This is a genomic window from Candidatus Accumulibacter contiguus, assembly GCF_012940005.1.
GTDB classification, from domain to species: Bacteria; Pseudomonadota; Gammaproteobacteria; order Burkholderiales; family Rhodocyclaceae; genus Accumulibacter; species Accumulibacter contiguus.
The window spans coordinates 1-21,641 of record NZ_SPMX01000015.1 but is presented as its reverse complement, the minus strand read 5'-3'; the positions used below and the strand labels follow the sequence as shown (position 1 = coordinate 21,641).

Annotated in this window: 19 protein-coding genes and 3 pseudogenes; 9 read left to right on the top strand and 13 right to left on the bottom strand. The window is 61.2% G+C overall.

Annotated features, from left to right (window positions below):
* Nucleotides 1-15: 15 nt before the first annotated feature.
* The 8 genes from E4Q08_RS06910 to flgB all read right to left on the bottom strand — a co-directional run bounded on the left by E4Q08_RS06910 (nt 16) and on the right by flgB (nt 6,357).
* On the bottom strand, nt 16-1,137 hold the full coding sequence (locus E4Q08_RS06910; protein ID WP_372703546.1) for a flagellar basal body P-ring protein FlgI: 1,122 nt from the start codon (nt 1,135-1,137) through the stop codon (nt 16-18).
* Between the two features lie 24 nt (nt 1,138-1,161).
* Entirely contained in the window at nt 1,162-1,842 is a 681-nt protein-coding gene (locus tag E4Q08_RS06905) for a flagellar basal body L-ring protein FlgH (RefSeq protein WP_169069829.1), read from the bottom strand.
* 10 nt (nt 1,843-1,852) lie between these two features.
* On the bottom strand, nt 1,853-2,635 hold the full coding sequence (flgG, locus tag E4Q08_RS06900) for a flagellar basal-body rod protein FlgG (protein ID WP_169069828.1): 783 nt from the start codon (nt 2,633-2,635) through the stop codon (nt 1,853-1,855).
* Between the two features lie 11 nt (nt 2,636-2,646).
* Complete coding sequence (gene flgF / locus E4Q08_RS06895; RefSeq protein WP_169069827.1) at nt 2,647-3,396, bottom strand: flagellar basal-body rod protein FlgF; 750 nt, start codon at nt 3,394-3,396, stop codon at nt 2,647-2,649.
* A gap of 154 nt (nt 3,397-3,550) precedes the next feature.
* Nucleotides 3,551-4,825, bottom strand: coding sequence for a flagellar hook protein FlgE (gene flgE, locus E4Q08_RS06890; RefSeq protein ID WP_034909514.1), 1,275 nt, complete (start codon nt 4,823-4,825; stop codon nt 3,551-3,553).
* 16 nt (nt 4,826-4,841) lie between these two features.
* Nucleotides 4,842-5,525 carry a flagellar hook assembly protein FlgD gene (locus tag E4Q08_RS06885; RefSeq protein ID WP_169069826.1) on the bottom strand — a complete coding sequence of 228 codons (684 nt, stop codon included), beginning with the start codon at nt 5,523-5,525 and terminating at the stop codon, nt 4,842-4,844.
* A gap of 20 nt (nt 5,526-5,545) precedes the next feature.
* On the bottom strand, nt 5,546-5,950 hold the full coding sequence (gene flgC, locus E4Q08_RS06880; protein ID WP_169069825.1) for a flagellar basal body rod protein FlgC: 405 nt from the start codon (nt 5,948-5,950) through the stop codon (nt 5,546-5,548).
* Nucleotides 5,951-5,955: 5 nt separating this feature from the next.
* Nucleotides 5,956-6,357: a flagellar basal body rod protein FlgB gene (gene flgB / locus E4Q08_RS06875; protein WP_169069824.1), complete on the bottom strand. Its 402-nt coding sequence runs from the start codon at nt 6,355-6,357 to the stop codon at nt 5,956-5,958.
* A gap of 22 nt (nt 6,358-6,379) precedes the next feature.
* Between flgB and E4Q08_RS06870 the strand changes: the two genes are divergently transcribed.
* Complete coding sequence (locus E4Q08_RS06870; RefSeq protein WP_169069823.1) at nt 6,380-6,538, top strand: hypothetical protein; 159 nt, start codon at nt 6,380-6,382, stop codon at nt 6,536-6,538.
* 138 nt (nt 6,539-6,676) lie between these two features.
* Nucleotides 6,677-7,897: a PLP-dependent transferase gene (locus tag E4Q08_RS06865; RefSeq protein ID WP_169069822.1), complete on the top strand. Its 1,221-nt coding sequence runs from the start codon at nt 6,677-6,679 to the stop codon at nt 7,895-7,897.
* Nucleotides 7,898-9,957: 2,060 nt separating this feature from the next.
* Here E4Q08_RS06865 and E4Q08_RS06860 read toward each other — a convergent pair.
* Nucleotides 9,958-10,593 carry a lipid-binding SYLF domain-containing protein gene (locus tag E4Q08_RS06860; RefSeq protein WP_169069821.1) on the bottom strand — a complete coding sequence of 212 codons (636 nt, stop codon included), beginning with the start codon at nt 10,591-10,593 and terminating at the stop codon, nt 9,958-9,960.
* 170 nt (nt 10,594-10,763) lie between these two features.
* On the opposite strand from E4Q08_RS06860, the gene E4Q08_RS06855 reads away from it, so the two are divergent.
* Nucleotides 10,764-12,239: a DUF1254 domain-containing protein gene (locus E4Q08_RS06855; protein ID WP_169069820.1), complete on the top strand. Its 1,476-nt coding sequence runs from the start codon at nt 10,764-10,766 to the stop codon at nt 12,237-12,239.
* 350 nt (nt 12,240-12,589) lie between these two features.
* Nucleotides 12,590-13,021: a hypothetical protein gene (locus E4Q08_RS06850; protein WP_308240078.1), complete on the top strand. Its 432-nt coding sequence runs from the start codon at nt 12,590-12,592 to the stop codon at nt 13,019-13,021.
* 398 nt (nt 13,022-13,419) lie between these two features.
* Here the strand turns inward: E4Q08_RS06850 and E4Q08_RS06845 are convergent, their stop codons facing one another.
* From E4Q08_RS06845 to E4Q08_RS06835, 3 genes and pseudogenes are all read right to left on the bottom strand, one after another.
* The gene (locus E4Q08_RS06845) at nt 13,420-15,915 is read right to left on the bottom strand and encodes an arylsulfatase (protein WP_169069819.1); all 2,496 of its coding nucleotides are present in this window, start codon (nt 15,913-15,915) and stop codon (nt 13,420-13,422) included.
* 401 nt (nt 15,916-16,316) lie between these two features.
* Nucleotides 16,317-16,613, bottom strand: a complete 297-nt coding sequence (locus E4Q08_RS06840) for an antibiotic biosynthesis monooxygenase family protein (protein ID WP_169069818.1) — start codon at nt 16,611-16,613, stop codon at nt 16,317-16,319.
* A gap of 136 nt (nt 16,614-16,749) precedes the next feature.
* Nucleotides 16,750-16,908: pseudogene (locus E4Q08_RS06835) on the bottom strand (LacI family transcriptional regulator); the annotation flags it as partial.
* Between the two features lie 5 nt (nt 16,909-16,913).
* Between E4Q08_RS06835 and E4Q08_RS24495 the strand changes: the two are divergent.
* A pseudogene (locus E4Q08_RS24495) lies at nt 16,914-17,081 on the top strand (NAD(P)H:quinone oxidoreductase); the annotation flags it as partial.
* A gap of 71 nt (nt 17,082-17,152) precedes the next feature.
* Here E4Q08_RS24495 and E4Q08_RS06830 read toward each other — a convergent pair.
* Complete coding sequence (locus tag E4Q08_RS06830) at nt 17,153-17,794, bottom strand: trimeric intracellular cation channel family protein (protein WP_169069817.1); 642 nt, start codon at nt 17,792-17,794, stop codon at nt 17,153-17,155.
* Between the two features lie 587 nt (nt 17,795-18,381).
* On the opposite strand from E4Q08_RS06830, the gene E4Q08_RS26025 reads away from it, so the two are divergent.
* The 4 genes and pseudogenes from E4Q08_RS26025 to E4Q08_RS26355 all read left to right on the top strand — a co-directional run.
* On the top strand, nt 18,382-18,603 hold the full coding sequence (locus E4Q08_RS26025; RefSeq protein ID WP_372703544.1) for a DUF2789 family protein: 222 nt from the start codon (nt 18,382-18,384) through the stop codon (nt 18,601-18,603).
* 104 nt (nt 18,604-18,707) lie between these two features.
* Nucleotides 18,708-19,655: an IS1634 family transposase gene (locus E4Q08_RS25290; protein ID WP_169069816.1), complete on the top strand. Its 948-nt coding sequence runs from the start codon at nt 18,708-18,710 to the stop codon at nt 19,653-19,655.
* Nucleotides 19,636-20,415 (top strand): IS1634 family transposase, encoded by a 780-nt coding sequence (locus E4Q08_RS25285; RefSeq protein ID WP_169069815.1) that lies wholly within the window; start codon nt 19,636-19,638, stop codon nt 20,413-20,415. The genes E4Q08_RS25290 and E4Q08_RS25285 overlap by 20 nt, the downstream gene beginning before the upstream one ends.
* Before the next feature lie 1,085 nt (nt 20,416-21,500).
* Nucleotides 21,501-21,641, top strand: a pseudogene (locus E4Q08_RS26355) (ISAzo13 family transposase); the annotation flags it as partial.

Sequence of the window (21,641 nt, the reverse complement as noted above, 5' to 3'; positions counted from 1 at the left end):
CTGCTCGACATGGGTTCAGATGATTTCGAGGTCGGCGCGCAGCGCGCCCGCAGCTTTCATCGACTGCAGGATGGACAACAGATCCTGCGGGCCGGCGCCCAGCGCATTGATCGCCTTGACCACCTCGGCAAGACTGACGCCCGCTTTCAGCTGGATCAACGCCCCTCCTCCCTGTTTGACCTCGATCTCGCTCTGTGTCGTGGTGACCGTCTGTCCGCCAGCCAGCGCGTTGGGCTGACTGACTTTCTGCTCGCTATTGATGATCACCGACAGATTACCATGCGCCACCGCGCAGGAGTCGATGGTGACCGTCTGGTTCATGACCACCGAACCGGTACGCGGATTGATGATCACCTTGGCGACGGTTTGGGTCGGGCGCACTTCGAGAGACTCGACTCGCCCCAGGAAAGCCACCCGGCTATTCGCTTCCTCGGGAGCGAGCACGCGAATCAGGCGACCATCCACCGCCTGCGCTGTACCCGGACCAATCTCCCGGTTGATGACCTCGACCACCCGCTGGGTGGTCCCGAAGTCGGTCGTCGCCATCTCGTAATGAATGAATGCGCCCTGCCCGAGTGCCGTCGGCACCTCGCGTTCGACGGTGGCACCGCCCACCACTCGCCCGGCAAGCAGGTGGTTGACCACCACCTTGCTCCCGGCCGCTGCGGCTCCCGCGCCGGCCACCAGCAAATTGCCTTGCGCCTGTGCGTAGATCTGCCCATCGGCACCTTTCAGCGGCGTCATCAGCAGCGTCCCGCCACGTAGACTCTTGGCGTTGCCCATCGACGACACGGTGATGTCGATCTGCTGCCCAACCCTCGCAAAGGGAGGCAGGTTGGCAGTCACCATCACCGCGGCGACGTTCTTGAGCTGCAGAGATTGCGTCGTCGGCAAGGTCGTCCCGAGTTGCGCCAGCATGTTGATGATGCTTTGCGTGGTAAATGGAGTCTGCGTCGTCTGGTCACCACTACCATCCAGGCCCACGACCAAGCCGTAGCCAATCAGCTGGTTGTTGCGTACCCCCTGCACCGAAGCCAGGTCCTTGATCCGCTCGGCCGCGGCCGGAGCGCAGAACAACGCCGCCAGGACCGCCAGCATGGCTGTCCGACGCAGCTCCCTGCCGGCTCGAGTATTCATGATCCATGCCATCGCCGGTTCTCCTCAGAAGGGCAGGAAAGTCAGGAAGAAGCGCGCCAGCCAGCCCATGACCTGCGCTTCACTGATCGCGCCGCTTTCCTTGTATTCGATGCGGGCATCGGCAATCTGGGAAGACGCAATGGTATTGGCGGCATTCACGAAGTAGGGATTGACGATTCCCGACAGGCGGATGTATTCCTGCCCATGCCCGATCGCCACCTGCTTCTCACCGGAGACGAGCAGGTTGCCGTTCGCCAGCACCTCGATGACCGTCACCGTGATGGTGCCGGTAAACACGTTGTTGGCGGCGGCCTCCCCCTTGCCGGCAGCCGTGTTGCTGCTACTGCCTTTCAGTTCAATCAGCGACTTGCCGGGCAGATTGACGTTTGGTCCGGACGAGGCGCTGATGCTGCCGGTTTTGGAGAGGCTGTTGTTCGACTTGGTGGCCGCCGAAGTATTCTCGGTGATCGTCACCGTGATCGTATCGCCGACATAACGAGCGCGCCGGTCTTCGAACAGTGTTCGCGATGTTCCGGCCTGGTAAATGCTGCCCGTCGCCGCGAGGCTGGCAGCGAGCGCATCGGGCCGCTGCGCGGGGCGTGCGCTCATCGGTTGATGGACGTTGGTTGGCGGCACCGTCGTACATGCCCCCAGCAGAAATACAGGCAGCATCAGCAGCGGCCTCGCGACGAGCCATTTACTCATGATCATCCTCCTACAACTGGGTCAGACGCGCCAGCATCGCGTCCGAAGTCGACACCACCTTGGAGTTGAGTTCGTAGGCCCGCTGCGTCTGGATCATCATCACCAGTTCCTGCGCCACGTTCACGTTGGACGCCTCGACGAAGTTCTGCAGGACGACTCCGGAACCATTGGTTCCCGGCGTATTGGGAGTTGGAGTACCACTCGATGCGGTCTCCAGGTAGAGATTGTCGCCGACGCTCTGCAAACCACCGTTGTTGATGAAGGTCGCCACCTGAATGGTCCCGATCTGCACGGTTGCTGGCGAATTCGGCTGCGTGATGCTGACCACGCCATCGGTCCCGATGGTGATCGTCACGGCATTCTGTGGAATCGTGATCGCGGGCTGCAAGGGATAGCCATTGGCCGTAACGATCTGCCCCTGATTGTCTTTCTGAAACGAACCATCGCGCGTATAGGCGGTGGTGCCATCGGGCAGCAGAACCTGAAAGAAACCGGCGCCGTCGATCGCCAGATCGAGGCTGTTACCGGTTTGCTGGAGCGAACCCTGCGTGAAGATGCGGCCCGTAGACACCGGTGTCGTCCCGAGGCCAATCTGCAGACCATCGGGAATCTGGGTGGTCTGTGACGACTGGGCTCCCGGCTGACGCAGGGTCTGATAGAGGAGATCCGCGAAAATGCCGCGCGCCTGCTTGAAACCGTTGGTGCTGACGTTTGCCAGGTTGTTGGCAATGATGTCGATTTGCACCTGTTGGGCATTGAGGCCGGTACTGGCGGTCCATAGCGAGCGGATCATCGGTATTCCTGTCAGGCGTTGATCGTGAGAATCTGGGTGGCTGCGCGCGCATTGCTGTCCGCCGTCTGCAACATCTTGATCTGCATTTCGAACTGGCGCGCCAGACTGATCATCCGCACCATCGAGTCCACCGAGTTGACGTTGCTGCCCTCAAGCGCCTCCGGAACGAGCTTGACGTTCTCGTCGGCAACCGTCTCGTCGCCGTTGCGGGTGCGGAAGAGTCCGTCATCGCCGCGCACCAGATCGTTCTCCGGCGGATTGACCAGCTTGATGCGGCCGACCGCGCTGGCGTTGTTGATTGCCCCTGCGCCGAGCCGCGGGATGCTCGATACCGTCCCGTCCGGAGCAATCGTGATGTTGTTGTCCGGCGGCAGCGAGATCGGCCCGCCCTCGCCGAGCACGTTGAAGCCCGAACTGGTCTGCAGCACCCCATTGGCATCGGTCTTGAGATTGCCGGCACGCGTATACGCCTCGCGACCGTCGGCCCCCTGCACGGCGATCCAGCCGGCGCCGTTGACCGCGACGTCGAGTGGCCGCCCGGTAACCGTCAGCGGACCCTGTTCGAAGACATTGGCCAGCGACGCATCGACTGCGAATGCCCGCGTCGGCGCACCCGCGCCAAGCACCTGCGCGGCGCGGAAACGGTGCTCCATGGCACGATAAGCAATCGTGGTGACATTGGCCAGATTCTGCGCAACGCCGGCCTGCTGCAGGAAAGCCTGTTTGGCGCCACTCATTGCGGTGTAGATCAGACGATCCACGGTCTTCGTCGCTTTCTTCCGCTGTTGCGCTTAATGTGAAAGTCGCGTCAGCGACTCATGAATCTCCCCTCCCCACTCGCGGGGGGAGGGGCCGTGGGGAGAGGGAAACGGTCATGACTTTCATGATCGAGGGTGCCTGAAAAAGTCATGACCGTTAGCGCAGGTTCACCAGGGTCTGCATGACCTGATCCTGGGTCTTGATCGTTTGTGCATTGGCCTGATAGTTGCGCTGTGCGGAGATCATGTCGACCAGTTCCTTGGTGAGATCGACGTTCGAGTCTTCCACCGTCGCCGACTGGATCACGGCGCGCGTTCCTGTCCCCGGCGCACCGAGCAATGGCGGGCCTGAGGTCGAAGTCTCACTCCATTCATTGTTGCCCAGATTCAGCAGACCGTTGGAGTCGCTGAAATTGGCAAGCACGACCTGCCCGAGGTTGCGCGACTGACTGTTGCTGTAGCGACCCTGCAGGATTCCGTCTCTCGAAACGCCCACGCCCACCAGACTGCCAGCGGCATACCCCCCCTGGATCAGGCGATCGACGGTCGAATCATTCCCGAACTGGGTGGTGTCGGTGTAATCGATGCTTCCCGGCGACCAGGGCGTGGTGGCACCGTCCGTCAGATCCCATTCAGGCATCGGAATGGAGTACAAGGGGTCTCCTGCAGCCGGTGCTGGCACCACGCTCGTCAGCACCCCCGTGGTATCGAATACCAGACTCCGACCCCCTGGAGCAGCATCCGCAGACACCACCCCATCAAGCGTCGCATAGATGTCCCAGGTACCGGGAGTTGCCGTACGAACGTAGTAAGTGCTCAAGTTGTGCATCACCCCGAGGGTGTCGAAAACGTTCAGGGCGGTCGAGAAATTATACGATTGCGTATTGGCCGGATCGAAGGTCGCCACCAGCGGGATCGGGTCGAGGGCGTTGAGATTGAGCACCGCGCTGATGTCTCCCGCCAGCGGATCGCTGGTTGCCCGCGGCGGAATCTGGCTGGCAGACAACTGTATCTCGACCGGGTTGGTCGGGGAAATGTCACCATTCTCAGCGACCGGATAACCGGTCAGACGAAGGTTCTTGTCGTTGATGACGTAACCTTCCTTGTCGAGGTGAAACTGGCCGTTGCGTGTATAGGTGATTGCCCCTTCATGACTCATGCGAAAATAGCCGGGACCATTGAGTGCCAGGTCCAGGGGATTGCTGGTAGTCGTCAGATTACCCTGGGTGAACTGTTGCTGGACCGCCGAAACCGTCACCCCGATACCGATCTGCGAACCGGACCCGATACCCAGCGAAGCCGCGTAGAGATCCGAAAAGTGCGCATCCGCTCTCTTGAAACCGACGGTGGCGACGTTGGCGACGTTGTTGCCGATCACATTCAGCGACGCGGCCGACGCATTCAGACCACTCAAACCCTGTTGGAAACTCATGGTTGACCCCCTGCTCCTAGAAAATCTGCTGTACCTTGTTGAAATCCACTCTGCCCAGCCCAGCGAGTTCAAGCTGGAAAGCACCTTTGTCCCTGACCAAGGCAGAAACCGTACCCAACTGCATCGTTTCTGCGGCCACGCTTTCGCTGCCACGCACGGCAGTGATCGTGAAACTGTAGGTGCCTGGCGGTGCTGCCGTACCGGCATCGGTCTGGCCATCCCAGGTGAAGCTGAAGCTGCCGGCCTCGCGCGCACCCAGGTTCTGACTTTGCACTACCTTGCCAGCGGCATCGAGGATCGACAGCGTCACCTTGTCGGCCGGGCCGGCAAGATTGGCACCGCCGCCGGCTTCACCGTCGCTCAGAGCAAGCCGGGAGCCGGGGACCAGAACGTGCTTGCCAAGCAGCCCCGCCGCCTGCATCGACTGGCCGTCGTTGAAGTTGCTCAGCAAGGTCTGCATCGTCGCGTTCAGATTCTCGATACCGGTCACCGTACTGATCTGCGAAATCTGCGTGGTCACCGCAGCATTGTCGAGCGGGTTGAGCGGATCCTGATTCTTCAGTTGTGTCACCAGCAACTTGAGAAAGCGGTTCTGGACTTCCTCACTGCTCGAACTCGCATCGGCTGTTCCGGCCTTTGACTGGGCATTGATCGCCGCAAAGACGTCGCTGCTTGAGTTGACTGATTGCACGGTGTTCATGCGTTCCTCCTGTTCGATGGCTACTGACCAAGCGTCAGCGTCTTGAGCAGCAGCTGCTTGGCAGTATTCATCACTTCGACGTTGGTCTGGTAGGCGCGCGATGCCGAGATCATGTTGGTCATTTCATCGACCACGTTCACATTGGGCATCGCGACATAGCCTTTTTCGTCGGCCGCAGGATTGCGTGGGTCATAAACCATGCGCCCCGGACTGCTGTCCTCGACCACCTGCGTGACCCGCACCCCTTGTGCCGCAGCGTTGCCCATCGGTGTTGCCGCAAATACCACCTGTTTCGCCCGATATGGCTTGCCGTCCGAACCGAGCACGCTGTCCACGTTCGCCAGGTTGCTGGCAACCGCGTTGAGGCGTATCGCCTGCGCGGTCACTGCACTGCCGGCCACGTGAAAGGTATTGAACATGCTCATGGTGATTAGGGCTGCAAGGCCGCGAGCAGGGTCTTGACCTTGCCGCTGAGAAAGCTCATGCCAGCCTCATAGTGAATGGCGTTTTCGGCAAACTGCGTCCGCTCCACATCCATATCGACAGTATTGCCATCGGCACTCGCCTGGCTGGCCTGGCGATACATCAGGCGCACCGCGTCAGCTTCCGCACTGCCCTGAAAATGGCGCGCAGAAGTAGTTGTCAGGTGCAGCCTGCCTTCCCCTCTGCCAGTAACGGCATTCTTCAGCGCTGCAGCAAAATCGAAGTCCCTGGCCTGATAGTGCGGAGTATCGGCGTTGGCGATATTCCCCGCCAGAACCTGCTGCCGATTGGCACGCAGCGTCAGCGCCTGCTGCTCCACGAAAAGCGTGCTGTCCAACTTGCCGACCAAGGTAGTCTCCTCTGAAGAAGTAATGATCAGCACCAAAGCAATACTCATGCCATATCTGCAGCTGCTGCTGGCAACGGCTTCGCTGTCGCTCTGCACGAACATTACGGCGGCAGTTGCCGGATTTCCGGCAAATATTGCCGCTGACCGCAAATTGCCGCGGCCCAAAGGACAGGAAATCTAACGGCACCAGCGCCTTTTTGAGTGGTAGCGGAGTCAAGTGAGGGTAAGGATCAGGCCAATACCGGCGGTATTCCTTTGCCCTCGGCGACCCGTACGTGCTACGGTTGGTGTTCCCCATCACCAGCCGGAGGGTACCAGCATGGCTTTCAATCCAGCATCGCGCGTTCAGGACTATCTGGTGTTCGGTGAGTTCGGCGACGTCAACCCATCGATCACCGACTCATCCACCTACACCTTCCTGAGCCCCGAGCGAATGGCGGAACTGTTCGAACACGAAATCGAGGGCTGCTTCCTCTACTCGCGCCATTTCAACCCGACCAACAAGTATCTGGCGAGCGCGCTGGAGCGGATGGAAGACGGCGAATCCGCGCAGGTCATGGCGTCGGGGATGGGCGCGATCAGCACCACGCTGATGACGCTGTGCGGCGCCGGCGACGAGATCGTCTGTGGTCGCAGTATCTACGGAGGCACCTATGCCTTGCTCAAGAATCTGTTGCCGCGCTTCGGCGTGAACACCCGCTTCGTTGACCTCTGCAACCACGACGCCGTGCGCGCCGCGATGACCCCGCGTACGCGCGTCCTGTACTGTGAATCGCTGAGCAATCCGCTGCTGGAAGTCAGCGACCTGCCGGCGCTGGCGGCCATCGCGCACGCCGGCGGCGCGCGGCTGGTGGTCGACAACACCTTCACGCCGATGATTCTGTCGCCACTCCGTCACGGGGCCGACATCGTCGTGCATAGCCTGACCAAGTTCGTCAACGGCACCAGTGACTGCGTCGCCGGTTGCGTCGTTTCGTCGCACGAATTCATCGCCCGACTGAACGATATCAATGCCGGCCCAAGCATGCTCCTCGGTCCCGTGCTCGACAGCACACGCGCCGCCAGCATCCTGAAAAATCTCCACAGCCTGCACGTGCGCCTGCGCCAGCACGGTGCCAACGCCCTCTATCTGGCGAGCCGCCTCGAAGCGCTGGGCTACCCGGTGCACTACCCGGGGCTGGCCAGTCATCCGCACCACGCACTCCTGGCGCGGCTGATGAACCACGGCTACGGCTGGGGCGGAATGATGACGCTCGACGCCGGCAACCATGCTGCCGCCAATCGCCTGATGACGCTGCTGCAGCGCGACAAGGTCGGCTACCTGGCGGTGAGCCTCGGGTACTTCAAGACGCTGTTCACGACACCCGGCCACAGCACGTCTTCCGAGATCCCCCTCGATGAACGCGCGGCGGCGGGCCTGAGCGACGGACTGATCCGCTTTTCGATCGGCCTCGACGAAGACATCGCTCAGACGATGAACCGCATCGAAGACTGTCTCGCCGAGGCCAACGTGATGCCCGCGGCCGGCGCTGGTCTCTGATCCGTTCGCTGAGTCGGCGCCGGTGACTCCGAAGGTCGCGAGGCTGAGGGTGGTACCCTGCATGCTGCCTTGCGCGCGCTGCCTTGAATCCTGCCGATCGGGCGGTAAACCTGTAGAATACAGTCCCGGGCCTGTAGCTCAGTTGGTCAGAGCAGAGGACTTAGCGAGGTCATTCCGAACATCGTCGGATGTCGGGCTGGCCTCAAGGGTTGCCCGTGATCAGTTTCGATCTGGTGGCGGGTAGAACTGGTCAAATTCGGTGAACGCTAACTCCATCAGGACATGCCAATACCGAGCCAAGCCCCGGCAGGAAGGGGAAAGGTGTAGAGACTAGACGGCCAGCCTGTAACGGGAAGGTATAGTCCAGACCACAAACTCGGATGAGGCGACGAAAGCCGTAGTGGTAAGCATAATCCTTTGGTCCAGGGTTCAAGTCCCTGCGGGCCCACCAAACAAGAAGACCAACCCCTCATCGGGTTGGTCTTTTTTTTGCGTACTCCCGCGTGTTTGCGCGGGTTCGTGAGGGTTCCTGTGGACTTCGGCGCTTCGCGCGGGCGCCCGGATTTGGCCGTTTTCACTCTCTCTTGGCCATTTTTCTCTCCGGCCTCGCTGCCCGCTGGAGACCGAAGTCCACGAGTTCACGAAATTGCACCATTATGAATCAACAGCTTATACGTGGTCCAATCGAGCGGTTGATTCGTGGCATTGGTAGGCGGAGGGGACAGCGGCGCCGTTCCGACGAGCGCGAAATGCCGTCAGGCTATTAGCTGGCGGGCCGTTTTCGGCTAGGTCCGGCCGTTGCCCCGGGTGGAAAGAACCCGGGGCAACGGCCGTTTGCTACTCCAATTGCTGACCAAGAAGTTCAAACCCCAGCGGACAGCAGTCTTGCCGAAGCAGCTATCCGCGTTCAGGGAAGGCGCGCCCAAAGGCAAGGCGGTTTCGGCGCGCGGCATCACTGCGCCGTCAGGGCGATTTCAGCGGCAGACTCGCCTTCCGTCAATAATACGGCACGGGCCAGCGATTACCTCTTTCTCGGGCACTACAACAACTTCTTTCTTCGGTGCAACGACGACTTCTTTCTGTGGTGCGACCACGACTTCCTTCGCCGGCTCCGCGACGGGCCTACGCACTTCCACTGCGCCCTCGCGACCGACGCATCCGGCATGCCGGACCCCTTCGGCGCATTCCACAGCAACGGCAGTGCTGGCAGCTGCAGTCATGAGCACGGCAGCCGTCAGGGATACCACAAGACTCTTCATTTTCGTTCTCCAATCGATCAAGTGGCTGGAAACTAATCGTACATCGTTTTCATCAACTTTGCTTACCGGAGGGTGTGCGTGGACGTGTTCAGAGCGGAGAGCGAAGGCTGGCGGGAAGCCACCTCTCAAAATCGTATTCGTCTGCGAAACGGTCGATTCCATGCTGCCAGACTCAGGCCATGATCAACGAATCCGTGACGAGATCCAATGCCATGCGTGCCATCAGTGACCAACCCACGACTTCGCGGTTGAAGAGATAGAGTACGAACAGCCAGCGCTCATCCTTCCACCAAACAAGACGACGCCCCCCTCGTTGGGTTGGTCTTTTCTCCTTGCGTACGCCCGCGTTTTCACTAAGGTTCGCGCGGTTCCTTTACACTTCGGCCCTCCACTCGGGCGCCCGGAGTTGGCCTTATTCAATCGCGCCGGGCCACTCTTCCCTCCTGAGGGGCTCACCTTGCGGGAAATTGCACGGTGTGTGGTGCGCGGCGTGCATACAGACATGGAGGGCTCGAATTCGGTCAAGCGCAGGACGTGTGGCCCGCTGAGGACTCCGAGCAGCACTTCGATCACGACGACGGGCACTCGCGATCCCTCGCGCGTCTGCGCCAGCAGTGGAGCGACCACCGCTGCGACGGAGATGACGAAGATCGGGTGTTGGCCAAGCATCGGAGCAGGGCTCCGCGATTCATGGGAAAGAGCCGCGGCGCGCCAGCGGCCTCGCCCGCGCTCAACGACTCACGACAAGGGCTGCGGCCGCTGCCGTGCTCGGCATTTCGACGTCAGCGCGCTCTTCGGCTGTTACTGATTAAGCTTGGTGATCTTGGTGCCCTCCAGACCCACGCCCGCCATCAGCCCTTGCTGGCCGAAGACGAAGGCATACGCGTCGCTGGTCAGCGTCTCCGATGTGAGCGACTTGGCCTTGCCCTGATCCAGGACGACGACACTCGGGCCGACGCCGACCTGCAAACCGCCCGCGGCATCCAAAGCCTGCAACGCCCGCTCGTTCATGAAGAACAACGCGTAGCCGAAGGTCTGCGCGCCCGCCTGCAGTCCGTACGATACGCCGGCGGTGTTGTAGTGCCCGGCGAAGCGTTCGCCCCGGAACATGATGCCGTTGCCATATTCACCGCCGATCAGGAACCCCGCCTTCGTTACCTCCGGAAACACCAAGACGGCGACCGCGCGCTTTGCGAGCGTGGCAGCGAGGGGATCTTGCGCCTCGAGGCTGCTCAGGGCCGCGCGCGCGTTGGCTTGCAGTTCGGGATGGCCCTGCGCCGCGGCCGGCGCGGAGGCAACAGCGATCCCCAGCGCTCCGGCGAATGCGCAAGTCCACGCCCGAACGACCGCCAGCGAAGTTCGTCCACGGGCTCTTGCCAGAAAGCTCGCCACGATCGCAGGGACAGACAAAAATCGATAACTCGGAATCGCTTGCATTGGGCCTCCCCGTTGTCTGGTTTTCACAATTTGCGCGTCGATATGTATAGCTTAGAATATGATCCAACCCTCGCGCAATGGGCGACCTACTTCATCGACTCTTAATGGAGAACACAAGAAATGGCCATATTCCCCGAATTTTCGGCATCGCATCGGCGGTGGCAATCGCAATGTTGAAACGCACACTGCTCAGTGGCGCCATGGGCGTCGCCATGGCCGCCGCGCTGCTGGTCGGCTGCAACAAGCCCGCCGACCCCGTCACGCAAGCGGCGAAGAAGGACGTCGCAGCCGGGGTGGCCGCGCCGAGCCTCGCCGAGGTCAAGGCGATCGCCGAGGAAGGCTTCGTCTACGGCCTGCCGATCGTCATGAACTACGCGGTCATGTATGAATACGTGATCGACAAGAACTCGGGCCAGTGGAAAGCACCGTTCAACCAGATCCACAACGAGGCCCGCGTCTTCACCTACCAGGACACGGCAATCGTGACGCCCAACAGCGACACGCCCTACTCGTTGCTGTGGATGGACCTGCGCGCGGAGCCGCTGGTACTCTCGGTGCCGGCGGTGGACAAGAACCGCTACTACTCGGTGATGCTGAACGACGGCAACACCTTCAACTACGGCTACATCGGCAGCCGCGCCACCGGCAATGACGCCGGCGACTACCTGGTCGTCGGGCCGAACTGGAAGGGCGAAACACCGGCGGGCATCAAGAAGGTGTTCCGCTCGACCACTGATTTCTCGCTCGCCGCGTACCGCACGCAACTCATCGACGCCAAGGACATGCCCAACGTCGAGAAGGTGCAGGCGGGCTACAAGGTTCAGCCGCTGTCGGCGTATCTCAAGCAACCGGCTCCTCCAGCGGCGCCGGCGATCGATTTCCCGAAGATCGACAAGGAGATGGTGAAGACCAACTTCTTCGATTACCTGGACTTTGCGCTTCAATTCGCGCCGGCCGGGCCCGAGGAAGAAGCGATCCGCGCCAAGCTCGCCAGCATCGGCATCGGCCCCGGCAAGAAGTTCAACTTCAAAGACCTTTCGCTTGAGCACAAGGCCGCCATCCTGCTGGCGATGAAGGAAGGCGACAGCAAGGTCGAGAAGTACCTGGAGGCCGGGCAGAAGGACATCAACGGATGGAAGGTCGGCTCGCTGTTTGGCGACCGCGCGTTCTACAACGGCGACTGGCTGAAGCGCGCCGCGGCCGCCAAGGGCGGCATCTATGGCAACGATGCCGTCGAAGCCATGTATCCCCTCACCAAGACGCTGGCGAACGGCGAAGTGCTCGACGGCAGCAAGCACAAGTACACGCTGACCTTCGCCAAGGACCAGTTCCCGCCGGTCAACGCCTTCTGGTCGGTGACGATGTACGACGGCAAGACCCAGTTCCTGATCAAGAACCCGATCGACCGCTACCTGATCAACTCGCCGATGCTGCCGGCGATGAAGAAGAACGCGGACGGCTCGCTCACGCTCTATGTCCAGAAGGACTCGCCCGGCAAGGACAAGGAGTCGAACTGGCTGCCCGCGCCGGACGGCCCCATCTACCTGGTGATGCGCCTGTATTGGCCGAAGACCGAGCCGCCGTCGATCCTGCCGCCTGGTGCGGGCACGTGGAACCCGCCCGAAGTGAAGCGGGTGGGAACATAGGAGTGCCAGCGGCCCACCCTCGTTCCGGAAGCTCATGCTGGCGGAACGAGGGTGGCGCGGGCCAACGCGAGCCTCAGAGTTGGTACGAGAGGTGGGTTCGCGGTATTCGCCTCGGGCCGCCCGTCCTGGCAAGCCGGCGCAGGTGCACCTCATGTTCACTGAGCAGCAAGCGCAAGTTTCGTGGCCGAACAGATTTCGCGCTTGTCGCGTAACGTCCGCATCCTCGTAGATTAAGCCTTGTAACGGGTCGGCTCGACCTGCCAACATGCCGCGCGTATCGGCCGAAAACCGGCCATCACTGTGTAAGTGAATACAGCAAGCACCGCCGGCAAAACCTAGGAGTAACTGCGGTGAACAAAACTGTCGAAAAGCTGAAGGAAGAACTTCTGGCCGTATTGCCACCAACCATCTTCTTCTTGATCGCTCTGCACATCGTCGGTTTGGTCAGAGTCCTTATGGCAAAGGGCACGGGGCTGCCGGTCACTTCGTCGGCCCAAATCGCGCTCGCCGCGCTGATCATTGGCAAGGCGGTCTTGCTCGCCGACCATTGGCCGCCAATCAATCGATTTCCAGAGAAGCCGTTGATCTACAACATCGCCTGGAAGACGGTCATTTACTATGTTGTCGCAAGCTTCATCCATTATCTGGAGCGGGTTTATGACTTCACCAAGGAGGCTGGAGGAATCCTCGCCGGCAACGAGAAGCTGCTGTCCGAAATCGTGTGGCCGCATTTCTGGGCGCTCCAGATCATCCTGCTTGTCGTCATTCTCAACTCTGCGTGATCCGGGAACTGGGCCGAGTGCTGGGCGAAAGACGCATGATTCGAATGTTCTTTCAGCAACCCGCCGCAGCGAGTATAGAAGAGCGTGACGACTTGCGTGCACCGATCTCCGCGACTCCCAAGAGGTGAGTGATCCGGTGGGAAAAGGCAGAGAACTCGTTGCCGCCCATGGCGGCGGCATGCCAACGACCGGCTTCTTTGCGTGCGAAAGGCTGCAACGAGTCGTTATGCAAAGCTTTGCCTAAGGACCCACTGCCGCCGGTGGCGCCATCAGCGGCTCACAGTCTGGAACAGCATCGAGCGGTCGCCCGGTGCGGTTACTCAAGAACAGCAGCGCGCCATGGCCCGGAGGACAAAACCATCCTACTATCCTATTCTGTGACGGGCGTCTAGACGAGCCTATTTCGCAGGCGTATCGTGCGCCACGGCAAGCGCCTGCCGCATTTCCTCCCGATGAGCGGCTGTTAGTTGCTCCGGCTTGACCGTGTACGTCACCTTGTCGACCGTCCCCGTGAAGCGGAACGGCAGCGTGTAGCTCTCGTCCACCGGCGTGCGCGTATCCAGTCCGATGTCGAGCGACTCGTCGATCGACATCAGGAACGGGATGGTGTGCTCCATTTTCTGCTGCGACAGCACGCGGCCGTCGACCGTCAGCGTGCCGGTGCCGCCCTTGCCGAGGCCGGGGCCGTCGTACTTGAAGTCGAACACGATGGTGTGCTTGCCGGGCAAGAGCGAACGGCCGAGCCAGTCCTCGCCGCCGACGCCACCCTCGAAGCGCGTGCGCTTGAGATTCAGCAGGTTGTAGACGAACACTGGCTTGCCCTTCTGCAGGTACAGGCCGTAGCCGCCGAAGCGCCCGCCCATGGTCGCGATCATCCCCTCGGCGCCTTCCTTGGGCACGGTGATCTCGGCGGTGATCGTGTAGTCGCGGTTGAGCAGCGCCGGCGCATTCGCCACCGGGATGCCGGCGTTGACGCCGCGGTAGGTGAAGGTCGTGCGACCGGCCGCGCCGCTCGGACGCGGCGTCAGCAGGCGCGGCAGCACCGAGTTGTCGAGCGGGAAGACCTGGTTCTTGTTCGCCTCGGCGATGAACGCCGCCTGCAACTCCTTGAGCTTGTCGGGGCGCTGGGCCGCGAGGTCGTTGGCCTGCGAGAAGTCCTCGGCGATGTTGTAGAGCTCCCACTTGTAGTCCTGCACCGGCGGCAGCGCCTTCGTGCCGACGAGCCAGGGCGGCTCGGGCGGCGTCGTCGCCGCGTACCAGCCGTCCTTGTAGATGCCGCGGTTGGCGAAGATCTCGAAGTACTGCGTCTGGCGCTTCGAAGGCGCATTGGCGTTGGCCATCTTGAAGGTGTAGGCCATGCTCACGCCCTCGATCGGCTTCTGCTTGATGCCGTCGACCATGTCGGGCGCGCGGATGCCGGCGGCTTCGAGGATGGTCGGCACGACGTCAATCACATGGTGGAACTGGGTGCGGATGCCGCCGACGCCGTCGATATGGCCGGGCCAGGAGATGGCCATGCCCTGGCGCGTGCCGCCGAAGTGCGAGGCGACCTGCTTGACCCACTTGAACGGCGTGTCGAAAGCCCAGGCCCAGGGCACCGCCATGTGCGGGTAGGTCGCATCCGACCCCCAGGATTCGTAGTAGCGCAGGTACTCGAGCTCGGGCAGTTCGAGCACGCCGTTGTAGACCGTCATGGTGTTCGGCGTGCCCATCATCGAGCCTTCCGAGCTCGTGCCGTTGTCGCCGTTGATGTAGATGATGAGCGTGTTGTCGAGCTTGCCCATGTCCTGCACGGCCTGGATCACGCGCCCGATCTCGTGGTCGTTGTAGGCGGTGTAGGCGGCGAAGACGTCGGCTTGGCGCGTGACGATCTTCTTCTGCACCGCGGAGAGCGACTCCCACTTCGGCAGGCTGTCCGGCCAGGGCGTGAGCTGAGTGTTGGCGGGGATCACGCCCAGTCGCTTCTGGTTGGCGAAGATCTGCTCGCGCAGCTTTTCCCAGCCCTGGTCGAAGAGCTTCATCGCGCTGACCCTGTCGATCCACTCCTTGGTCGGGTGGTGCGGCGAATGCGTCGCGCCGGGCACGTAGTAGACGAGGAAGGGCTTGTCCGGCGTCGCGGCGTCGAGTTCCTTCATGTAGCGGATCGCGTCGTCCGCCATGTCGGTGATCAGGTTGTAGTCCTTCTGGCCGACCCACGGGAATACCGGCGTCGTGTTGCGGAACAGGTAGGGCGTCCACTGGTCGGACTCGCCGCCCATGAAGCCGTAGAAGTACTGGAAGCCCATGCCCGTCGGCCACTGGTCGAACGGCCCGCCAGCGCTGTACAGGAACGCTGGCGTGTTGTGGTTCTTGCCGAACCAGGAAGTGGCGTAGCCGTTGTCGGAGAGGATGCGCCCGATGGTCGCATTCTCGGTCCCGATGACCGAGTCGTAGCCCGGAAAGCCGGTGGCGAACTCGCTGACCTGGCCGAAGCCGACCGCGTGGTGGTTGCGGCCGGTGATCAGGGCCGCGCGCGTCGGCGAGCACAGCGCGGTCGAATGGAACTGGGTGTAGCGCAGGCCGTTCTTGGCGATGCGGTCCAGCGTCGGCGTCGGAATCACGCCGCCGAAGGTGCTGGGCACGCCGAAGCCCGAGTCGTCGGTCATTATCAGCAGCACGTTGGGTGCGCCCTTTGGCGGCACCACGGTCGGCGGCCACCAGGGCTTGGAGGTCTTCGCGTCCTGCGTGATCACGCCGCCGAACTTTGGTGGCGGCGGCGGCAACTGGTTGCCGGGAATGGTGGTGCTGGCGCTGGGCGAACCCAAAACACCCGTGACTTGCTGCGCCGATGCAAACCCCACGAAGCCGAGCGTAGTTATTCCGAACAGCGCTAGCCCAAGACATTGCCTTTTCATGAGTCGCTCCAGTTGTCTGAATGGAATTGCCACCACTTTACTAGACACTATGCCGCCGGTTGAAATTCTGCATCCCCAACTCTACCCGAGAAACGCTACCGGCATACCGGCGGCAGCGTTGCGGATTGTAGAACATCTCAATGAAGTTCAAAACATCGCGGCGTGAAGCGCCCCGGATTTCCTAGACACACAACATCGCTCCTCTCAGCAACCTGCCGTTGGAGCATCGAAACGACAAATGGCCGCAACGAAGACCATGTAAGGCTTTCCATAAGAGTCGTCAGCTGCCAGGGGACTTCGACTTGCCCTATCTTGAGAAAAGTGTCGATTTTCTCCCTTTGGCTGAGTGGCGGTTCCCCGACCGAGGCGGGCATGACGCCCACCACTACATACTCTACATCTTATTTCAACCCCAGCACCACCGGCCCCGAGACCGGATCGGTGACACCGAGACCGCCGCCCAGATCTTCCAGTGTGTCGCGGAACGAGTCGAGTGTGGCGATCATGTTGGGCCGCGCGTTGGCAAGCGAATCCATGTCGTCCCATTCAGCAATGATGCAGTAGCTTCTGTCGCCGGTCTGCAGCATGTTGACCCGCCTGAGGCCGGGCCAATCGCGTGAGACCTTCTGATGCGCGTCCAGGAATTCTTGCTCGCGCCCCGGCTTCACCCGGAAGCGCACGACGTTGAAGGCGGTCATGAGGCTTTCTCCTTGTTGTCGGTAGGCGGAATGGGGTGACACACGCCGTCCATCGACGAGCGTTCGGTAGAAAATCCGGCGTTTCCGCTCTGCGTTGCATACGGCGGCCACGTCGAATAGACCTGGGTACGGCCGATCAGTTCCGCTGCACGTCCTCGCCAACCACACCCATCCGCTCCCGCCGCTCCTCCCACAACACCGGCGGACTGATCGCCAGCTCATGCACGGTGACGTGAGAAGGCAAGGTCTCATCCAGGATGGCCGCCACGATGTCAGGCGCGAGCGTGGTCAAGTTGTGGAAGCTACCAGGGTCAGGCCACGATTGACGAAGTCGCTGGCGGCAGCCCGTACGGCGCGACGACAATTGCCGGCGGACAGTGCCAGCGTCGGCCGAGCGTAAACGAACTCGATGACGCGCGGTTCCAGGGGAAGCTGATGGCCGAGACCGCCAACAATCTGTCTAGCTGAGTCAGTCCGCCGCACCTGGCGGGATCATCAGGATCGGGTGACGCCAACGTGGCGTTTGCCCGATTTTTCCGTCAATCGGCCCGCCATTGCGGCAGCCGCCAATCGAATACCAGAGCCAGTCCGCGCAGGACGGTCGCAAGCGACGCTCCGGCCAACAGACCCACCCAGCCGGTCAGGCCCAGCTGATCGGCAGCAACTACCACCCAGCCGCCGGCAAACGAACATACAGCATAAGGTCGATGATCGCGGAACGCCTGCGGGATTTCGTTGCACACGATGTCGCGCAGGACGCCGCCGAACACAGCAGTGACCATCCCCATCAGCACGGCAACGATGGCCGGCATGCTGGCCGCGATGGCGAGTTGGGTGCCACCGGCGGTAAATAAGCCGAGTCCTATGGCATCGGGCCACTGCATCGCGCGCTCGGTCAGCGCGAAATGCCGCGCCTGCAGGAAGAACATCGACAGGACTGACAGGGCGAGAAGTACCCATAGCCAGACAGAATGCTCGACCCAAAAAAAGGGCCGGCGGTCGAGCAGAATGTCACGTAATGTGCCACCACCGAAGGCGCTCAGCCCGACTACGATGCAGACGCCCACCGCGTCCAACTTCTTGCGCGCAGCCTCAAGCAGGCCGGAGATGGCAAAGGCGAGGATGGCCGCCGCCTCGATGGCAAACTGTGCTGTCGACAAGGGGGATGCGTCGGAGACCATGTGCTGCGTCTTGCAAGCTCTAAAGGTGACTGGACCGGGGAAAAGCGATGCTGCGCCGGTTTGGATGGTTTTTGCCGCCGGCGCATTGTAGGGAAAAAACATGCGACCATGCGGGCTCGCGCGAACATTAGCCGCCCTCAACCGGACATTGTCGACCAACCGTCATCATCCGGTTTGGAGCCAACCCTGTCCGTGATTCAGGGAACGTCATCGTTGGCCCAGGACCTGCCAGTGAGCAGTCGTCTTGAACCGTCGCTAAACTATCATACCTGCACTTCATGCGGCAATAGCGCGAAAGTCAACAAGAGGTCGCTTTCAGCGGATGGGTAAAGGAAAGAACGGGCATTGCCCTGACGGATCTTCCCCCCTCGCTCTAATAATTTCAAGCACTTAGCTCATTTGTAGGCATGTAACGGTACTAATGTTTTCAAGCACTTAAACAGCTACGGGGGGAAGACCCGCCTGAGCGTGATCTGGCTGATGGAACTGTTCTGCCTTGCTTCCATCCAATTGCAATAAACGTTACAACCTGCGGCACAGAAACGGAGTTCCTATGGAAGCCCACCTACACACCATGAGCAACTTGTTTGCCCAGCTCTGATTACCGGCTGACCCGACGGCAATTGACGACTTCATCTCTGCATACCGACCCCCCCGGCAGCGGCGTTGCACTTTACCGCGCTCCGTTCTGGACGGCGACCCAGAGGGCCTTCCTCAAGGAGGAGATAATGGAGGCCGCGGACTGGGCTGGCGTTATCGACGAGCGCACATTCCGCACCCCAGTCGGGCCACGCCAGGGCATTTTTTGAGCGTACATTTCGCTAGACATCGCGCCCGGATTCTGGCACGCTAGGCGTAGACGCGCCTGGTGCTCTAACTCGCTTTCACTTTTTTTGTCAGTGGGAGAGAGCCAATGGCCGAACCGTTTGGCGCGAACGGGGTGAGCGCGCCGCAGGAAATCTCGGTAGCACAGGTCAATCACCTACCCCTCGTGGCCCACTTTGCGCGGCGCTTGGGGCTGGTGGAGATTGTCAATGAGCTGGTGCCCACACAGATGGAGGTCGAGCCCGGTGTGATTGCCTTGGGCCTGGTGCTCGACACCCTTTCCGGGCGTAGTCCGCTCTACCATTTGCAGACGGCCTTCGGGGAATGTGACCGGGCCCTGTTGTTCGGCCAGGAGCTGCCGGAGGAGTACTTCAGCGATGACAATGTCGGACGGATGCTCGATGGCTTCTTCGAGGCGGGCACGCAGCGGATCTTCTCGGTGCTGTCGGTGAGGGCGTTGGAGAGCTTCCCCGTGTCAGCCCACCACGTTCACTTCGACACGACCTCGATCAACGTTTTTGGCGACTACCTTGGCGCCCAAGAGGAAACGGCGCCGTTCAAGATGGCCCATGGCTACAGCAAGGACAAGCGTCCAGATCTGAAGCAGTTCGTGCTCTCGCTGCTATGCGTGGAGGGCAACGTGCCTATCTTGGGCAAGATCGAGGACGGCAATGCCTCGGACAAGGCCATCAATCACCGTCTCCTCAGCGAGATCTCCGGACACATGCACAAATACGGGGTCGAGGCGGATGCCTTTGTCTACATCGCCGACTCGGCGATGGTCACCGATGCCAATTTGGCGCAGCTTGGCGAGCGCACGCTGTTCATCTCCCGCCTGCCGGCCACCTACAACGAGCACGAGCGGGTAATCCTCGCCGCCCTCGAGGCCGATGACTGGCAGACGGTCGGGCACCTCGCCCAAACCGCCCCCACGAAGAATCGTCCCGGCGCGTCCTACCGCCTCCATGAGGGCTCACTCGGTTACGATCGACGGGAAAGCCTATCGGGCAGTGGTCGTGCACTCCAGCGCGCATGATCGACGCCGCCTCAAGCGCTTGGAGCGAGAGATCAAAGCCTCGCGCAGCGAGATCGCGCAGGTGGCGAAGGAGACCGAAAAGCAGACCTTCTTCTGCCGCCCCGATGCCGAGGCGGCCGCAGCGCAGGGCCGCACGCTCCGCACCGCCTATCACCTTCTCGAGGTGGGGGTGGAAGAGCGCCCACGCTTTAGCCCGGGGCGCTCCAAAAAGGGCACCCCGCGTCTCCCCGTGGCCATCGACTATGTCCTGCGCACGCGCATTGCGGAGCAGCAGGAGGCCATCGCCCAACGCCAGCAGATGGCCGGTTGCTTCGTCCTGCTCAGCAATGTCCCTGCCGATGGCGAGGCCGCCTACAGCGCCGAGCGCATCCTCCGCACCTACAAAGAACAGCATGGCATCGAGAAAAACTTCGGCTTCCTCAAGGACGATCAGATCGTCAACGCCCTGTTTCTCAAACGCCCCGAGCGAATCGAAGCGTTGGGCTTGATCCTGTTGATCTCCCTGCTCCTCTGGCGGCTCATCGAGCGGGTGATGCGCACGGAGCTCGAAGCACGCCAAGCGACTCTCCCGGGGTGGGACAACAAACCGACCGCACGTCCCACAGCCTACATGGTGACGTGGAAGTTCAAGGGCGTATTGCTCCTCTGCTTCGGGGGACAACGCCAACTCGCCAAACCACTCACCGACACTCAGATCGCTTTCCTGAGCGCGTTACAGGTCCCCTCCAACTGCTTCACGCAATACCCCAAAGACGGATAGGTTTTCCGCAATATGCCTATCCGGTTAACTCAGGAAGAACACGAAACGTGGTTTGAAGCCGTGCGCGACGTTCCCTCAGCCCCAGGATGCCCGCGCCTTACCCCGAAATCCACACGTCCTCTAGCTTGTGGGCGCGCCACTGCTGGGTGCGCACGCGGCGACAACGCCGCACGACTAGCGGTGGTAGTTACCGCAGTCAACCGGATGACATACTCCGCAAAAAATCCCGCTCCTTTTCATCGTGGGGGTGCGGAATGTACGATAGGCAGTTCGGGCAGGCGGGCGATCTGCGCCAGGACCGACGGCGGCGTGGCGGGAAGGCGAGGGGATATGTTCATCATGACTCCGGTTTATTCCTTGTGGACGGGGTGTGAATGAACGCGCTGGTCGCCGGAGAAGGCAAGCTCAAACCCGTTCTCTCGGGCCACGTTTTCCAATGGTTGAGGCCCACCGGAGCTACGAAGGCGGACCAGCCCATTGGCGAGCAACGACGCGATCTCGCACCGACGCTGCGCTGCGGTCATGTGCTCCGGGGGCAGATGGGTGACTGGGCAATTGCTGCGCGCCGTTGCGCTCTCGACTCGCGAGGTTGCACTTCGTCTGATGTCTCGCATGGGTATCGGTCCTTATCCGTCCAACTCGCTTGAAGCGTCATTGTCCGGATGAACCGCTACCCACACCACGAGGGAGTTTCGGGCAGTTGCGGAGTGCTGCGGGTGGCCGCGAAAAGCGGCGAGGAAAGCGTTGACAGTGTCGCTGGTAGGGCTACCAGCGGGCGTTCTATATAATGGCAGGCAAGACAAACCAACAAAAATGTCACAGGGTTCCTGCCTTCCTCCAGAGGTGAAGCATTCAAGCTTCGCCGTTTCAAATCAAGAGTAGCGGGCACGACTTTGCGCCGCCGTGCGCACCATTCAACCGAGGACGACGCGCCGCAATGAAGGTCTTTTCTCCCGCACATTTCTTGCGACACATCGCCATGCCGACGCTTCAGCAATTTGCCGAAGCGCACGTTCTCGGGCCCGATCTAAGTATCTGTCCAGAAATAACTTGTACAACTTATACGAGTAGGCGACGATCTCGTCATGAGTAATGACGAGCTAGTTGAAACGATCCGTAAGAAGTTCGAGCGCGTGTCCACGGTTTTGGATGAGCGGGGGCGTCGTGTGTGGGCGTTGGCGGAAGCCGAGGCGCTCGGTTACGGCGGACAAAGCATCGTCGCTAAA

Coding starts and splice junctions, on each gene's coding strand:
- E4Q08_RS06910 (WP_372703546.1), bottom strand. CDS start 1,137: ATGAATACTCGAGCCGGCAGGGAGCTGCGTCGGACAGCCATGCTGGCG.
- E4Q08_RS06905 (WP_169069829.1), bottom strand. CDS start 1,842: ATGAGTAAATGGCTCGTCGCGAGGCCGCTGCTGATGCTGCCTGTATTT.
- flgG (WP_169069828.1), bottom strand. CDS start 2,635: ATGATCCGCTCGCTATGGACCGCCAGTACCGGCCTCAATGCCCAACAG.
- flgE (WP_034909514.1), bottom strand. CDS start 4,825: ATGAGTTTCCAACAGGGTTTGAGTGGTCTGAATGCGTCGGCCGCGTCG.
- E4Q08_RS06885 (WP_169069826.1), bottom strand. CDS start 5,525: ATGAACACCGTGCAATCAGTCAACTCAAGCAGCGACGTCTTTGCGGCG.
- flgC (WP_169069825.1), bottom strand. CDS start 5,950: ATGAGCATGTTCAATACCTTTCACGTGGCCGGCAGTGCAGTGACCGCG.
- E4Q08_RS06870 (WP_169069823.1), top strand. CDS start 6,380: ATGATCAGCACCAAAGCAATACTCATGCCATATCTGCAGCTGCTGCTG.
- E4Q08_RS06865 (WP_169069822.1), top strand. CDS start 6,677: ATGGCTTTCAATCCAGCATCGCGCGTTCAGGACTATCTGGTGTTCGGT.
- E4Q08_RS06860 (WP_169069821.1), bottom strand. CDS start 10,593: ATGCAAGCGATTCCGAGTTATCGATTTTTGTCTGTCCCTGCGATCGTG.
- E4Q08_RS06855 (WP_169069820.1), top strand. CDS start 10,764: ATGTTGAAACGCACACTGCTCAGTGGCGCCATGGGCGTCGCCATGGCC.
- E4Q08_RS06845 (WP_169069819.1), bottom strand. CDS start 15,915: ATGAAAAGGCAATGTCTTGGGCTAGCGCTGTTCGGAATAACTACGCTC.
- E4Q08_RS06840 (WP_169069818.1), bottom strand. CDS start 16,613: ATGACCGCCTTCAACGTCGTGCGCTTCCGGGTGAAGCCGGGGCGCGAG.
- E4Q08_RS06830 (WP_169069817.1), bottom strand. CDS start 17,794: ATGGTCTCCGACGCATCCCCCTTGTCGACAGCACAGTTTGCCATCGAG.
- E4Q08_RS25290 (WP_169069816.1), top strand. CDS start 18,708: ATGGCCGAACCGTTTGGCGCGAACGGGGTGAGCGCGCCGCAGGAAATC.